The sequence below is a fragment of the Azospirillum sp. RU38E genome, assembly GCF_900188385.1.
Taxonomy (GTDB): Bacteria; Pseudomonadota; Alphaproteobacteria; order Azospirillales; family Azospirillaceae; genus Niveispirillum.
The window spans coordinates 136,009-150,580 of the sequence record NZ_FZOI01000011.1 but is presented as its reverse complement, the minus strand read 5'-3'; the positions used below and the strand labels follow the sequence as shown (position 1 = coordinate 150,580).

The window sequence follows — 14,572 nt, the reverse complement described above, 5'->3', positions numbered from 1 at the left end:
TCTGATCCTCAACAGTAGGAAAGGCCGCCGGGTTCAGCCCAGCATGGCCACGCGGCGGGCATGACGCCCACCTTCGAATGGGGTGGCAAAGAAGGTGGCGACAATGTCCTTCACCACCTCAATGCCGGTGGTGCGGGCACCCAGCACCAACACATTGGCGTCATTGTGCAAACGGGTCAGCCGCGCATCTGTCGGGCTGTGGCACAGGGCCGCGCGCACATGGCGATGGCGGTTGGCGGCAATGGAAATGCCAATGCCAGTACCGCAGATCAACACACCCAGCGCGGCGCGCCCGTCGGCAAGCGCAGCGGCAACCGCATCGGCATAGGTGGGATAATCGACCGAGGCGCTGCCATCCGTGCCCAAATCCAGCACCGCATGACCCAGATCGCGCAGCTGCGCGGCAATCTGGGCCTTCAGTTCCGGCCCGGCATGATCGGACGCAATCGCAATCGTCAGCGGGCCTGCCAGGGTGCCAATTGCCTCGCCATTCATGGTGCCACCTTATCCCAGTACCGTTGCGCGCCCCAATGCGGGACCAACAGGGTAAAACACCCCAGAGTTTGGGGGTGTCTGACGCAGGCGACCCTAGCAGATGGTTTCCCACAGCACCAGAACCGGCAAGCGGATGGGAGAGCAAGCCCGCCCTGCCCCCGGCGCTTGCCTGCGACCAGGCCGACGGCCACGTTGGGGTGCAAGAACCCCCGAGTCGTAAATAGTTGGAAATTGATATCTATCATGCACCTGCATGACAAATTGCCAAAGGGTCGGCCCGCTATAACATTGGATATAGGCCTACTACAGTTGGACCCCAGTGGCAGTAGCGGAAGGTCCAGCCTGACTGTTTCACCAAGGTGTTATATAAACTTTGACACAACAACAGCAGCAAGTAATCCAAACAATGATGCAGATGTTTCCCGTTGACATAATTTCACCGCCGTGCGAAGCGAAAACATCGCTGGGCGCAATTTGGGAAAAGACACAATGACCGATCAGCTGGGTAATGAGCTGCAGACAGGCGATCTTCTGCGGATGACGGCAGAAATCGTTTCTGCCTATGTCGGCAAGAACACACTGCAGACACAGCAGCTCCCGGAAGTGATCAACGCGGTTTACTCCACCCTCACCGGGCTTCAGGGTGCGCCGCAGGAAGCAGCGGCAGAGCCGGTGCGTCCGGCCGTGCCGATCAAACGTTCCGTCACGCCTGAATATATCATCTGCCTTGAAGATGGTAAGAAGCTGAAGATGCTGAAGCGGCATCTCCGCTCCACTTACGACATGACCCCGGATGAATACCGGGTGAAATGGGGCCTGCCGCCGGACTATCCGATGGTGGCGCCGAACTACGCCGCGCAGCGGTCGGAGTTTGCCAAGAAGATAGGCCTGGGGCGCGGGTCATCGGTACGCGCTGGTCGTCGTCGCGGCTGACACCGCTGTCGATGGACCTATGGGGGCTGCGGTTTCCTGACCAGACGCCCCCTTTAAATGACATAACACCGCCCTGACAGTAAAAAGGCCGCCCTGGAGATCCAGGGCGGCCTTTTTACTTCTTATCTGACTGAAGATCAGGCGGCGTCGCCGAAAGCAACGCCCTTGTCCCGCAGCAGATCCTGCAGCTCACCCGCTTCATACATTTCGCGGACGATATCGCAGCCGCCGACAAACTCGCCCTTCACGTAAAGCTGGGGGATGGTCGGCCAGTTGGTGAATTCCTTGATGCCCTGGCGCAGGGCCGGATCGACCAGAATGTCGATACCCTTGAACTTCACGCCCAGGTGGCTCAGCACCTGCACAACGGCGGCGGAGAAGCCGCACTGCGGGAACACCGGCGTCCCCTTCATGTACAGCACGACGTCATTGTCGGCGAGGTCGCGCTTGATGCGCTCGGCAACCGTCTGGTCCATTCTTACATTTCCCTAAAACCGTCCCAGCCCCAAGGGGCGTGCGACACATGCCACAACATATAGCGCCGAAGTGACGCCTGTAACAGGGGATCGTTCAGCGACCCAATCAAGCGTCCTTGGGCACTGATGTGGTCAGCATCAGCGCGTGCAGCTCGCCCCCCATGCGGCCTTTCAGGGCTGCATAGACCAGCTGATGCTGGGCCACGCGGGTCTTGCCCTTGAAGGCGGGGGTTTCCACATAGGCAGCATAATGGTCGCCATCGCCGCGCAGATCGTCGATACGCACCACGGCGTCGGGAAACGCCTCGCGAATCAATGCCTCGATCTCGGATGCCTGCATCGCCATGGGGCGGGTTCCTCATTCAAAACAGGGGATGTTCCGGCTGACAGCGTCAAGCGACGCCGCCAGCCGGAAACAGACTTACCCCAGCTTGCCGTCCATATAGGCCGGCAGCCAGCTTTCATTGGCTTCCACCAGGGCCGCCACAGAGATGGCGTGCCCGCCGGGGGCGGTCAAGCTGTCGCCACCCACGGTACCGATGCGGGTCAGGGTGACGCCGGCCTCGGCGGCCTTGGCTTCCACAGCATCCACATCCGACGGCTTCACCGTCAGCACGTAACGGCCCTGATCCTCACCAAACAGCTCGGCAATGTGCCAGCCATCCAGCCCGGCCAGATCAGCACCCTTGCCCGACGCCATGGCCATTTCAGCCAGAGCCACCTGCAAGCCACCATCCGACACGTCATGTGAGGCGGTGATCAGGCCAGCCTGGATGGACTCGCGCACGAAGGTGCCGTGGCGCTTTTCGGCTTCCAGGTCCACCGCCGGAGCGGGGCCGGCCTCCAGGCCCAGGATTTCGCGCAAATACAGGCTCTGGCCCAGATGGCCCTCGGTCTCACCGACCAGCAGAATGACGTCGCCATCATTCTTGAAGCCCAGGCCGACCGCCTTGTGACCATCGGCCAGCAGGCCAACGCCGCCCACGGTCGGGGTCGGCAGGATGCCTTCGCCGTTGGTCTCGTTGTAGAGCGAGACATTGCCGGAGACGACCGGATAATCCAGCACCCGGCAGGCTTCCGCCATACCTTCCACGCAACCGGCGAACTGGCCCATGATGCGGGGCTTTTCCGGGTTGCCGAAATTCATGTTGTCGGTGATGGCCAGCGGCAGCGCGCCCACGGCGGAGACGTTGCGATAGCTTTCCGCCACCGCCTGCATCCCGCCGCGCACCGGATCGGCAAAGCAGTAACGCGGGGTCACGTCGGACGACATGGCCAGCGCCTTGTTGGTGCCATGCACACGCACCACGGCGGCATCGGACTGGCCCGAGATGAAGCGGGTGTCGGCACCCACCTGGCTGTCATATTGCTGCCAGATCCAGCGCTTGGAGGCCAGATCAGGGCAGGCCACCAGCTTGGCCAGGATATCGGCCAGCGACAGATCGGACGGCCACAGGGCGGATTCGTCCAGGTCCAGCGCCGGCTGTTCCGGCGTCGGCTCCGTCGGGCGGTGATAGAGCGGGGCCGCATCGAACAGCGGGGCCAGTTCCAGATCGCAATAGGTCTGGCCATGCATCTTCAGCACGAAATGGCCGGTATCGGTCAGGTGGCCAATGACGGCGAAGTCCAGTTCCCACTTGTCGAAGATGGCGCGCGCCTCTTCCTCGTGGCCGGGCTTCAGCACGATCAGCATACGCTCCTGGCTTTCCGACAGCATGATCTCGTAGGGGGTCATCCCCACTTCACGCTGCGGCACCTTTTCCAGATGCAGCTCGATGCCCAAACCACCCTTGCCGGCCATTTCGACCGAAGAGGAGGTGAGGCCGGCGGCACCCATGTCCTGGATGGACTGGATGGCGTCGGTGTTCATCAGTTCCAGGCAGGCTTCGATCAGCAGCTTTTCGGTGAACGGGTCACCCACCTGCACCGTCGGGCGCTTGGCCTCGCTATCCTCGGTGAACTCGGCCGAGGACATGGTGGCACCGTGGATACCGTCACGGCCTGTCTTGGAACCGACATAGACGACGGGGTTACCGACACCGGCAGCCTTGGAATAGAAAATCTTGTCCTGATCGGCGATGCCCACGGTCATGGCATTGACCAGGCAATTGCCGTTATAGGCCTTGTGGAAATTGGTCTCCCCACCCACGGTGGGCACGCCGACGCAATTGCCATAATGGCCGATGCCCGACACCACACCGGCGACCAGCTGACGGGTCTTCGGGTGGGACGGCTCACCAAAACGCAGGGCGTTGAGATTGGCGATCGGGCGCGCGCCCATGGTGAACACGTCGCGCAGAATGCCGCCAACACCCGTCGCCGCACCCTGGAAGGGCTCGATATAGGAGGGGTGGTTATGGCTTTCCATCTTGAAGATGGCGGCCTGATTGTCACCAATATCGATGACGCCGGCATTTTCACCCGGACCGCAGATGACCCAGGGGGCCTTGGTCGGGAACTTCTTCAGCCAGACGCGGGACGACTTGTAGGAGCAATGCTCCGACCACATCACCGAATAGATGCCCAGCTCGGTGAAGGTGGGCGTGCGGCCCACAATCTCCAGCAGGCGGACATATTCGTCCGCCTTGATGCCATGTTCGGCGGCGAGTGCCTCAGTGACCTCAGGTTCTTTCCAGGACGTGGCGCTCACGACAGGCTCTCCACCAGGCTATCGAAGAAGGCACGGCCATCGGTATTGCCATGCAGCGGATCAAAGGCGCGTTCAGGATGCGGCATCATCCCCAGCACATTGCGCTCTGCATTGAAAATGCCGGCAATGTTGTTGGTGGCACCATTGGGGTTGGCCTGTTCAGCGCTCTGGCCGGGCAGTGCGGCATAGCGGAACGCCACCAGCCCTTCGCCTTCCAGGCGCTTCAACGTCTCCTCATCGGCGACGTAATTGCCTTCACCATGGCCGACCGGAATGCCGATCACCTGGCCCTTGGCGTACTTCTTCGTGAAGTCGCTGTCGGTGCTTTCCACCGTCAGGCCCACCGTGCGGCAGACATATTTCAACGACTTGTTGCGGATCAGCGCGCCGGGCAGCAAACCCGCCTCGGTGATGATCTGGAAGCCGTTGCAGATGCCGACAACGCGCACGCCCTTGGCGGCGCGTTCCTTCACCAGCTTCATGATGGGCGAATGGGCGGCCATGGCGCCGCAGCGCAGATAGTCGCCATAGGAGAAGCCGCCCGGTACGGCGATCACATCGACATCCGGCAGATCGGTGTCCTTGTGGAAAGCCATATGGGGTTTACGGCCGGAGGCCTGCTCAAGCGCCACCGCGATATCACGATCGCAGTTGGAGCCGGGAAAGACGATGACGGCGGACTTCATCCCGCGGGACCCGTTCCTGGAGGTGGAGGGAAGGGCGGAGAACCGTCAGCGGGACGGTGCCCCCGATGCGGGCGGAACCTACTTCCGCTCCGTTCCTATTGCAAGGATCGCCATCCCCCCCTCGCCTGATGGCTGCCCCCCATTTGTGCGGGGTGCCTCAGGCCGCCCGGCGCTGCGGGCCGGGGGCGGCATGTTCCGGTTCTGTCTGTACCGGCAGAATGATAATGGCATCCAGCCCGCCCGCCAGCCGGTTGCGCAGGCGCACCTCACCGCCATGACCGCGCGCCACCGACCGGGCGATGGAAAGCCCCAGCCCCACGCCGCCGGTGCGGCGGTTGCGCGATGCCTCCAGCCGAACAAAGGGCTGGAAGACCCGCTCCACCTCCCCTTCCGGGATACCGGGGCCCTCATCGGCGATGGTGATTTCCACCTCATGCCCCCGCCGTTCCAGGGAGACGCGGGCCACCCCGCCATAGGCAACGGCGTTTTCCACCAGATTGCGCACGGCCCGGCGCAGGCTGTTGGTGCGGCAGACCAGGGCCAGACGCGGCGCCCCGGCAAAGAAAACCGGCTGGCCGGTATCGGCGAAATCATCGCAGACACTTTCCACCAGGGTCGCCAGATCGGCCTTCACCGCCTCCTCCCCCACCTCTTCCCGGCTGAAGGCCAGGGCGGCCTCCACCGTGCTGCGCAGCTCATCCAGGGTTTCCAGCATCCGCGCCTTGGTCTCCCCCTCCTCCAGCAATTCCACGCGCAGGCGCAGATTGGTGATGGGGGTGCGTAGGTCATGGCTGACGGCAGCCAGCATCCGGGTGCGGTCATCAACGAAGCGGCGGATACGTTCGCCCATGGCGTTGAACGCCTGGGTGGCACGACGTACCTCCTCCGGCCCGACATTGTTGGGCAGGGGCGCCACGCTCTCCCCCCGGCCCAGCCGGTCGGCCCCATCAGCCAGCGCGCGCAGCGGGCGCGACATCCGGCGGGAGATGTAGAAGGCGACCAGCGCCACCATGATCAGGGAGGTCAGCACCGACCCGGTGGCCACATCGCTCCAGATATCCGGCGTCACCGTGCGGCGGTTGAGGGCGTTCAGCCATTGGCCATCGGGAAGCTGGATGGAAAATTTCATCCCCATATCGAACGGGGCCAGGGAGGACCATGGATTCTGGAACAAGTCCGGCACAGCATTTTCCGCCTTGATCCAGGTCTTGAACCGCACCCTGTCCGCCGGCGCGTTGCCATAAAAGGCCAGTTTGTCCCAAATGGTCCGGTCCGTCGCGTTACGCGGGCGATAATCAACCGGCAGCAGGGGGATATCGTCCAGCGAGTAGCGGGTATTGCTGCTGGCAATCGCCTTTAACACCCGCCCCCGATATTCCGGCGGCAAGGTGGAAACGATGCGCGCTGTGCCACCGACACGCTGCAGCATCTCCTCAATATGGGTGCGGCGGACGGCCTCGGCCTTTTCATCCAGCGAGGCGGTCCAGCTGCCCAGCTTGGCCACCAGCACGGCCGCCACCAGCAGGAATACCATCTGGGTGAACAGGCTGCGCGGCCGGGCCAGCGTGGCGCGCAGTCGGGCAAAGCGGGCGGGGGGCGACGGCGGATGGTTCATGGCGCTGGCGTCACGGCAGCCGCCAGACAATAGCCGCCGCCCCAGACGGTCTTGATCAGGCTGGGATTGCGGCTGTCGGGTTCGATCTTGCGTCGCAGGCGGCTGACCTGATTATCGATGGAACGGTCGAACACATCCGCCTCCCGCCCCTTGGTCAGGTCCAGCAACTGTTCACGCGACAAGACCATGTTGGGATGGCGAACAAGCGCTTCCAGCAGGGAGAATTCAGCGGTAGAGAGGGAGACAACGACCCCATCTTCCCCCGTCAGTTCGCGGCGCGCCAAATCCAGAACCCAGCGGTCGAAGGCCAGCCGCGTCTCCTCCCCCCGCTTGCGCCCGCCGCCCACCGGCAGGCTGTGGCTGCGGCGCAGCACGGCGCGGATGCGGGCCAGCAGTTCACGCGGCTCAAACGGTTTGGTGACATAATCGTCCGCCCCCATTTCCAGCCCGACAATGCGGTCCATCGGTTCCCCAATGGCGGTCAGAAAGATGACCGGCGTGTCCATCGTCTCCCGGATATGGCGGAACAGCGACAGGCCATCTTCGCCCGGCATCATCACATCCAGCACAATCAGATCGACAGCAGCAGCCCGCAGGCGGCGACGGGCCATGGCCGCGTCCTCCGCCGTGGTGATGCGCATCCCGTGCTTTTCCAGAAAACGGCCCAGCGTTTCCCGGATATCGCGGTGATCATCAACAACAAGAATATGCGGCGCTTCGGATGACATGGCTCTGGCAGGCAAGGGGGCGATTGCCTGCCAAAATTCGCACGGCTTCCCGCCGCATTCAAAGGCGAACTGGTATCAAATTATGTCAACCACCCTGCGGACAGGACAGTTCCCGCAGCACCGCCCGCACGGGCGAGGCATCCGCCGTGGCCAGCCGCAGCGGCGGGGCGATCAGTTCGTAAAACCCGTCCGCCACGCCATCCAGCACCAACCCTTCCAGGATCGCCATGCCATGCCGGCGCACAGCCATATGGGCATCCAGGCTTTTGCTGTCCTGTGGATCGACCGACGGCGCGTCGGTACCGATCAGCCGCACGCCACGCGCCGCCAGCCAATCCATCAAAGCCGGGTCGATGGCGGTGAAATCACTGATCCAGCCATTCGGGAAGCGTTCAAAGGTGCGCAGCAGCAGGCGGCTGGTGCCCCCTTGGAAGAAGGGGACCACATGCGCCACACCGGCCAGCCCCACACCGGGCGGAATGGTCAGCAGCTGGCAGGGGCCGATATAGGTGTCCAACGGCACCTCGCCCATCGGCAGGCCGGCATCATCATAATGCAGCGGCGCATCCGTGTGGGTGCCGGTATGGGTGGACAGGCTGATCTGGCAGACATTGACGGGACAGCCGGGCCCGATGCTCCAGGTCCGTTCTTCCCGATAGGCGCTGTCGCCCGGCCAGACCGGGATGCCGACCCGCACCTTCTGACTGATATCCCAGAGTTTCCCGCTCATAGCGCCGTCCTCAGGCTCAACAGTTCGGGGAAGAAGGACAGGTCCAGCGCCTTGACCAGATAGGAGACGCCGGCGCTGCCGCCCGTACCCTGCTTGTAACCGATGATGCGCTCCACGGTCTTCATATGGCTGAAGCGCCATTGCTGGAACCGATATTCCAGATCGACAAGCTTTTCCGCCAGCTCGTACAGCTCCCAATGGGTGGCGGTATCGCGGTAGACGGCGGCCCAGGCCGCCTCCACCGCCTTGTCGCTGCGATAGGGTTCCCACCAGTCGCGCGACAGGTGGCTGTCAGGGATGGCAAAGCCACGCCGGGCCAGCAGGGCCAGGCATTCATCATAAAGCGACGGTTCGCCCAGTGCGGCCAGCAGCCTGTCATGGGTGGCCGGGTCGCCCTGATGGACCGGGATCATCCCGGCATTCTTGTTGCCCAGCATGAATTCCAGCAGCCGGTACTGCCAGGACTGGAAACCCGAACTCTGCCCCAGATGCGGGCGCAGCCGGCTGTAATCGGCCGGCGTCATGGTGGACAGCACGTCCCAGCCCTGGATCAGCTGGGCCTGGATGCGGGCCACCCGCGCGATCATCTTGAAGGCGGGGCCGAGATCGTCCCGCCTGATCTGCTCCCGCGCCGCCGCCAGTTCATGCAGGCACAGCTTCATCCAGAGTTCCGATGACTGATGGATGATGATGAACAGCAGCTCATCATGTTCGGCTGAGCGGTTATGCTGGCAGGAAAGCAGGGCATCCAGCCCCAGATAATCGCCGTAACTCATCGGCGGGGCCTGATGGATATTCTCCGTCGAAAGATCGACACTGGTCTTTTTCATGGAAGCCTTCTGTCTGGCTGCCCGGCCGCCGGGGCCGTCTGTTACCGGCCGATATAGCATGGCTTTTGGGCGCCCCGCTGCAAAAGCGCTGCATCATTTCACCATCCACCCTGTATAAGGCTGGCTTGCCCGGCATCTCGCCGCCCCATCTGCAACTGACGGCATTTTCATCCATGGGACAGATTATCGATTTCCTGGCATCCGGCATTATCGCGGTGATCAGCGCCATGGGCTATGCCGGTGTGGCGCTGCTGATGGCCATTGAATCGGCCTGCATTCCGCTGCCCTCTGAAATCATCATGCCTTTTGCCGGTTTTCTGGTATCGACCGGGGAGATGAACCTGCTGCTGGTGGCCACCGCCGGGGCGGTGGGCTGCAATCTGGGGTCGGAGGTGGCCTATATCATTGGCAAGCGTGGCGGTCGGGCCGCCATCCTGCGCTGGGGCCGCTATGTGCTGCTGGATGCGCATGATCTGGACATGGCGGACCGGTTCTTCGCCCGGTTCGGCGCGCCTGCGATGTTCATCGCCCGGATGCTGCCGGTGATCCGCACCTTCATCGCCCTGCCCGCCGGCATCTCCGCCATGCCGCGCCTGCCCTTCCATCTCTATACCTTCGTCGGTTCCTGGATCTGGTGCTATGGGCTGGCCTATATCGGCATGGCGCTGGGGGAACAGTGGCACGAAAACCCGACCTTGCGCACCTGGCTGCACCGGTTTGATGCGCTGATCGTGCTGGGCATTCTGGCGCTGGGCGGCCTGTTCCTCTGGCACAAGCTGCGCCATCTGCGCCAACGTCCGTGAAATCTGTCTCGGCAGCTGGCGGCGTGTTGAGCTGGCGAGACGGACCCTATGCAGGATGGGGGCAGACGCTTTACGGTCGTTAAAGACACTCCCTTTCGGTTCGGAGGTTGGCATGGCATCTGCCACATCCATCAAACTTGATGACAAAGCGCTGCGGCGTGACACGTTGCAGGCGTGGGAAAAGTTCCAGGAGACCGGCCTGCACGCGACCGCTGAAGAGGTTGATCAGTGGCTGAAAAGCTGGGGAACGGACGACGAATTGCCAGCACCTGAATGTCACGAGTGAGATTTGCGCCGGCGGCGATCCGGGATTTACAGCGGATCAGCGTGACACCTTAGGTGCCTTGCCGATTGCCATTGGCAGCTTCAAGGACGCAGAAGGTCGTCGCATTCGCAACAATTGACGTTCGCATCCAGCATCGCCTTATTATTGAAGCGGCCCGGGGAGCAACCGTCGGGCCGCTTTTTCATTTCTGGATGCGTTTGCATGTCCGCGAAATCCACCCCCGCCGTCAATGCCATGAAACAGGCCGGTGCCGCGCACCGGCTGCTGGAATATGATTATGACCCGGATGCCGATGCCATCGGCATGGCCGCCGCTGCGGCCCTGGGTGTCGATCCGGCCATGCTGTTCAAAACCTTGGTCAGCGACGTGGAAGGGGTGGGGCTGGTCTGCGCCGTCATCCCCTCCCCCGCCCGGCTGGACCTGAAGGCCCTGGCCGCCGCTGCCGGGGGCAAGCGGGCACAGTTGGCCGACCCAAAGGTGGCTGAACGGGCGTCCGGTTATGTCATCGGCGGCATCAGCCCCTTGGGCATGAAGAAAAAGCTGCCCACTTTCATTGATGCCAGTGCAGAGGCGCTGCCGGAAATGATCGTCAATGGTGGCCGGCGCGGGTTGCAGATCGCCGCCGCACCGGCGGACATTGCCCGTGTGCTGGGGGCCAAGCTGGTGGCCATCACGGTGGCCGGACGCCCGTAAAGACGGTTACTCCCGGGCGGCGTGGCGGGGCATTTTCACCTGCACCTCCCCCATGATGGTCACGAAAAAGGCAGTGGTCCAGCCGATCATGATGACGCCATTGATCCCCTCGATCCCGGCGATGATCTGCCAGGCAGGCGCGATGGCATGATCGCTATAACCGATGGCGCCATAGGTGATCAGGGAGAAATACACCGCCTCCCGCAGGGAATGGACGGCCCCGGCCGCCTCATAAAGGCCGGCATAGATCCAGATTTCCACGCCATGCAGGGCAAACAAGCCCAGCACGATCAGCCAGATTGTCACCAGCGCGTGCAGGGTGCGGGACAGCGGGCGCCGTCCCCCCATGAAATCCGACAGCCGGCGCAGCAACGACAGACCCACCCCATGGATCGTCACGGTCAGCACCACCAGACCGGTGGCAATCGCCAGCTCCCCCAGCATGTCCGTATCGATATCCATTGCTCCCCCCCCCCCTTATGCTGCCGGCCTGCCGCCGATCTCTGCCATCACACGGGCGGCTGTTTCCCGCACCATCTCCCCCAGGTCGGCGATGCGGGCATCGGTGATGCGCGCCATCGGGCCGGAGAGGGAGACGGCGCAGGCCGGGTCGCCATGTTCGTTGAACACCGTTGCCGCCACACAGCGCAACCCCACCGCATGTTCCTCATCATCAATGGCATAGCCACGCGCCCGGATAGCGGCAAGATCAGCCTTCAAATCGGCCAGACTGGTGACGGTGCGTTCTGTCTTTTGAACCAGACCATGGCGGGCGATATGGCGGGAAAGCTCACCGTCTGCCATCGCCGCCATCAGCGCCTTGCCCACGCCGGAACAATGCATCGGCACCCGCGCCCCCAGCCGGGCAAAGGTGCGCATCATCTCCCGGCATTCCACCTGGGACAGGTAAACGGCCATGCCCTGATCCTCGATGGCGAGGTTCACCGTCTCCCCGCTGCGTTCCATCAGCCAACGCATATGCGGTCTTGCCATCCGCACCACGTCACGCGTGCGCAGGAAGCCATTGCCGGCAATGAAGGCCTGCACACCGACACTCCATAGCTTGGTTTCGGCATCGAACCGCACATAGCGTTCCGATTCCAGCGATGTCAGCAGCCGGTGCGTAGTGGAGCCCGCCAGCCCCACCGCATTGGCCAGCTCCGTCAGGGTGGCCCCGCCATCGCTCAAGGCCAGCCGGTTCAAAATCGCCAGCGCCCGGCCCAGGGCCTGGACCTGCCCGCCGCGCTCGCTCTCCTCTTTCTTCGCCGCCATGGCACCATCTTTCCGCATCGTGGAAAGACTTCCATACCATATTGCGATGCCCGATGGAGCGGGCTTATCGTTGTTGGCAGAGGAAATGCCACATCAGGGAACCTGCCCCATGTCCGCCCCCATCCGCCTTCATGGCCTGACGATCGATGCCGCGCTGCACCAGTTCATCGAAACAGAGGCATTGCCCGGCACGGGCGTGGAACCGGCTGCCTTCTGGCAGGGCTTTGCCAGCCTGTTCCAGGATCTGACGCCGATCAACCGGGCCCTGCTGGCCAAGCGTGACGCGCTGCAGGCCCAGATCGATGGCTGGCACCAGTCCCGCCGCGGCCAACCGCATGATCAGGATGCCTATGAGGCCTTCCTGCGAGAGATCGGCTATCTGCTGCCGGAAGGGCCGGATTTCAGCATCACCACCAGCAATGTGGATGAGGAAGTGTCGCGCCTCGCCGGGCCGCAACTGGTGGTGCCGGTCATGAATACGCGCTTCGCGCTCAACGCCGCCAATGCCCGCTGGGGCAGCCTGTATGATGCGCTGTATGGCACCGACGCGCTGGGCGATGTCGGTACGGCCGGTGCCAAGGGCTATGACCCGGTGCGGGGTGCCGCCGTGATCGCCAAGGGGCGCGAATTGCTGGATCAGGCGGCCCCGCTGGCACAAGGCAGCCATAAAGACGTGACCGGTTACGGCATCCGCCATGGCCAGCTGGTCGCCACGCTGGCCGGCGGTACGGAAACAGGCCTGCGCGATGGGGACCAGTTTAAGGGCTGGCAGGGGGCAGTGACAGCCCCCACCAGCCTGCTGCTGGCCCATCACGGGCTGCATCTCGACATCATCATCGACCGGAACCATCCGATCGGGCGGGATGATGCGGCGGGCGTGGCCGATATCGTGCTGGAATCGGCCCTGACGACGATCATGGATTGCGAGGACAGCGTCGCCGCCGTCGATGCCGCCGACAAGGTGACGATCTATCGCAACTGGCTGGGCCTAATGAAGGGCGACCTGACCGCCAGCTTTGAAAAGGGTGGCAAGGTTCTGGAACGCGCGCTGAACCCGGACCGCACCTATCAGGGCCCGGCCGGCGACACCTTCGCCCTGCATGGCCGCGCCCTGATGTTCATCCGCAATGTCGGCCACCTGATGACCATTGATGCTGTCACCTTCGAGGATGGTTCCTGGGTGCCGGAGGGGATTCTGGACGGCATCATCACCAGCCTGATCGCCCTGCACGATCTGCGGCGTCAGGGTGGGCTGGCCAACAGCCGCACCGGCAGCGTCTATATCGTCAAGCCCAAGATGCATGGGCCGGAGGAAGTGGCCTTTGCCAACAGCCTGTTCGACCGGATCGAGGATGTGCTGGGCCTGGCCCGGCACACGCTGAAGATCGGCATCATGGATGAGGAACGGCGCACCACAATCAATCTGAAGGAGTGCATCCGCGCCGCCAAGGATCGGGTCTGTTTCATCAATACCGGTTTCCTGGACCGGACGGGCGATGAAATCCACACCTCCATGCAGGCCGGGCCGATGATCCGCAAGGGCGACATGAAGTCCGCTGCCTGGATCGGCGCTTATGAAAACTGGAATGTCGATAATGGGCTGGCCTGCGGCTTCCGTTCCCATGCGCAGATCGGCAAGGGCATGTGGGCAATGCCGGACCGGATGGCCGACATGCTGAAGGCCAAGATCGGCCATCCGCTGGCCGGGGCCAACACGGCCTGGGTGCCGTCGCCCACCGCCGCCACGCTGCACGCGCTGCATTACCATCAGGTGGATGTTGCCGCCCGGCAGGCCGAACTGGCCAGCCGCCCGCGTGCCGCCCTGCGCGATATCCTGACCGTGCCGCTGGCCCATGGCATCAATTGGTCAGAGGACGAAATCCGCCAGGAGCTGGAAAACAACGCCCAGGGCATTCTGGGCTATGTGGTGCGCTGGGTGGATCAGGGGGTTGGCTGTTCCAAGGTGCCGGACATCCATGATGTCGGGCTGATGGAAGACCGTGCCACCCTGCGCATTTCCAGCCAGCATATCGCCAACTGGCTGCTGCACGGCGTCTGCGACCGGGAACAGGTGCTGGCGGTGATGCAGCGCATGGCCGCCGTGGTAGACCGGCAGAACGCGGGCGACCCGGAATATCGCCCGATGGCCCCGGATTTCGCCGGCTCCATCGCCTTTCAGGCCGCCTGTGATCTGGTGTTCAAGGGGGTGGAGCAGCCCAACGGCTATACGGAGCCACTGCTGCACAAACACCGCCGCGCGCTGAAGGCGCGAGCGTGAGGGAAGGATAGAGGGAGCCGCTGAAAAGAGCGCGCTCCCTCACCTTCAAGGAATGCGCAGCGACCTTAATAACATGCCTCCCCCGCGAAAGCGGGGG

Annotated in this window: 16 protein-coding genes; 5 read left to right on the top strand and 11 right to left on the bottom strand. The window is 63.2% G+C overall.

Features of this window, described 5'->3' with window-relative positions; all coding sequences use genetic code 11:
• Positions 1-33: 33 nt before the first annotated feature.
• Entirely contained in the window at positions 34-495 is a 462-nt protein-coding gene (gene rpiB / locus CHB97_RS17495) for a ribose 5-phosphate isomerase B (protein WP_089289281.1), read from the bottom strand.
• Between the two features lie 489 nt (positions 496-984).
• Here rpiB and CHB97_RS17490 point away from each other — a divergent pair, with 489 nt between their 5' ends.
• A complete protein-coding gene (locus CHB97_RS17490; protein ID WP_089289280.1) occupies positions 985-1,428 on the top strand; it encodes a MucR family transcriptional regulator in 444 nt (147 codons plus the stop codon).
• Between the two features lie 137 nt (positions 1,429-1,565).
• On the opposite strand, the gene grxD is transcribed toward CHB97_RS17490, so the two are convergent.
• From grxD to kynA, 8 genes are all read right to left on the bottom strand, one after another.
• Positions 1,566-1,904, bottom strand: coding sequence for a Grx4 family monothiol glutaredoxin (gene grxD, locus CHB97_RS17485; protein ID WP_089289279.1), 339 nt, complete (start codon positions 1,902-1,904; stop codon positions 1,566-1,568).
• Positions 1,905-2,010: 106 nt separating this feature from the next.
• Entirely contained in the window at positions 2,011-2,250 is a 240-nt protein-coding gene (locus CHB97_RS17480) for a BolA/IbaG family iron-sulfur metabolism protein (RefSeq protein WP_089289278.1), read from the bottom strand.
• A 75-nt stretch (positions 2,251-2,325) separates the two neighbouring features.
• The gene (gene purL, locus CHB97_RS17475) at positions 2,326-4,554 is read right to left on the bottom strand and encodes a phosphoribosylformylglycinamidine synthase subunit PurL (protein WP_089289277.1); all 2,229 of its coding nucleotides are present in this window, start codon (positions 4,552-4,554) and stop codon (positions 2,326-2,328) included.
• Positions 4,551-5,240 carry a phosphoribosylformylglycinamidine synthase subunit PurQ gene (gene purQ, locus CHB97_RS17470; protein ID WP_089289276.1) on the bottom strand — a complete coding sequence of 230 codons (690 nt, stop codon included), beginning with the start codon at positions 5,238-5,240 and terminating at the stop codon, positions 4,551-4,553. Before purQ ends, purL begins: the two co-directional genes overlap by 4 nt.
• 157 nt (positions 5,241-5,397) lie before the next feature.
• Entirely contained in the window at positions 5,398-6,855 is a 1,458-nt protein-coding gene (locus tag CHB97_RS17465) for an ATP-binding protein (RefSeq protein ID WP_089367474.1), read from the bottom strand.
• Positions 6,852-7,583 (bottom strand): response regulator, encoded by a 732-nt coding sequence (locus CHB97_RS17460; RefSeq protein ID WP_089289274.1) that lies wholly within the window; start codon positions 7,581-7,583, stop codon positions 6,852-6,854. The genes CHB97_RS17465 and CHB97_RS17460 overlap by 4 nt, the downstream gene beginning before the upstream one ends.
• Positions 7,584-7,668: 85 nt before the next feature.
• Positions 7,669-8,313, bottom strand: a complete 645-nt coding sequence (gene kynB / locus CHB97_RS17455) for an arylformamidase (RefSeq protein WP_089289273.1) — start codon at positions 8,311-8,313, stop codon at positions 7,669-7,671.
• Positions 8,310-9,143 carry a tryptophan 2,3-dioxygenase gene (gene kynA, locus CHB97_RS17450; protein WP_089289272.1) on the bottom strand — a complete coding sequence of 278 codons (834 nt, stop codon included), beginning with the start codon at positions 9,141-9,143 and terminating at the stop codon, positions 8,310-8,312. Before kynA ends, kynB begins: the two co-directional genes overlap by 4 nt.
• Positions 9,144-9,316: 173 nt before the next feature.
• On the opposite strand from kynA, the gene CHB97_RS17445 reads away from it, so the two are divergent.
• The 3 genes from CHB97_RS17445 (at position 9,317) to ybaK (ending at position 10,925) form a co-directional block, all read left to right on the top strand.
• Positions 9,317-9,946: a DedA family protein gene (locus tag CHB97_RS17445; protein WP_089289324.1), complete on the top strand. Its 630-nt coding sequence runs from the start codon at positions 9,317-9,319 to the stop codon at positions 9,944-9,946.
• A gap of 112 nt (positions 9,947-10,058) precedes the next feature.
• Positions 10,059-10,232, top strand: a complete 174-nt coding sequence (locus CHB97_RS17440) for a transcriptional regulator (protein WP_089289271.1) — start codon at positions 10,059-10,061, stop codon at positions 10,230-10,232.
• Between the two features lie 201 nt (positions 10,233-10,433).
• Positions 10,434-10,925, top strand: a complete 492-nt coding sequence (ybaK, locus tag CHB97_RS17435) for a Cys-tRNA(Pro) deacylase (RefSeq protein WP_089289270.1) — start codon at positions 10,434-10,436, stop codon at positions 10,923-10,925.
• Positions 10,926-10,931: 6 nt separating this feature from the next.
• Here ybaK and CHB97_RS17430 read toward each other — a convergent pair whose 3' ends face one another.
• Positions 10,932-11,387 carry an ion channel gene (locus CHB97_RS17430; RefSeq protein WP_089289269.1) on the bottom strand — a complete coding sequence of 152 codons (456 nt, stop codon included), beginning with the start codon at positions 11,385-11,387 and terminating at the stop codon, positions 10,932-10,934.
• Between the two features lie 15 nt (positions 11,388-11,402).
• The gene (locus CHB97_RS17425; RefSeq protein ID WP_200820003.1) at positions 11,403-12,197 is read right to left on the bottom strand and encodes an IclR family transcriptional regulator C-terminal domain-containing protein; all 795 of its coding nucleotides are present in this window, start codon (positions 12,195-12,197) and stop codon (positions 11,403-11,405) included.
• A 109-nt stretch (positions 12,198-12,306) separates the two neighbouring features.
• Here CHB97_RS17425 and CHB97_RS17420 point away from each other — a divergent pair, with 109 nt between their 5' ends.
• A complete protein-coding gene (locus tag CHB97_RS17420; protein ID WP_089289267.1) occupies positions 12,307-14,475 on the top strand; it encodes a malate synthase G in 2,169 nt (722 codons plus the stop codon).
• Positions 14,476-14,572 lie beyond the last annotated feature (97 nt).